This is a genomic window from Bacillus cereus group sp. BfR-BA-01522 (assembly GCF_022662635.1).
Taxonomy (GTDB): domain Bacteria; phylum Bacillota; class Bacilli; order Bacillales; family Bacillaceae_G; genus Bacillus_A; species Bacillus_A cytotoxicus.
The window spans coordinates 1-442 of record NZ_JAKUDY010000045.1; the positions used below are offsets into that span (position 1 = coordinate 1).

A 442-nucleotide genomic window follows, 5' to 3' on the forward strand; every position below is an offset into this window, starting at 1 on the left:
ACCCGTACCCTTAACAACCTTACTCTCCATATACTGATAAGCCTCTTTCAGAGAATACTGTCCTCCCCCTGAGACATTTCCTACTCCAGCCATGGCGAAGCCTTTTCCCTCGCCTGGGATCCATTTGTACTCCAGTAATGTTTTTACTGCGTGCTGGATCTTTTCATTCCCCTGCAAGAAGCTTGTTTTTACGGTTGTGGCACCTTTGTTCCATAGACTTCCGATTTTGTCGGCAAATCCTTTTGCTGTCGAGGCTACAAAGTTTACACCTTCTGTTACTTTGTGGCTGGCTGTTTTTATGCCATCAACAGCTGCTTTTTAGTAGATACTTTTTATTTTCTCAATCTAACAAAATATTAACTTTTTTATTATATCTTATTTCTATACTAAGACGAAAAAAGCACTTGTTGCCTTTCAGAGACAATCAAGCGCTTTAAGTTCA

1 pseudogene is annotated in these 442 nt (G+C 40.0%); it reads right to left on the reverse strand.

The features are described 5' to 3' along the window. A pseudogene (locus MR059_RS21530) lies at positions 1-318 on the reverse strand (WXG100 family type VII secretion target); the annotation flags it as partial. Positions 319-442: the final 124 nt, after the last annotated feature.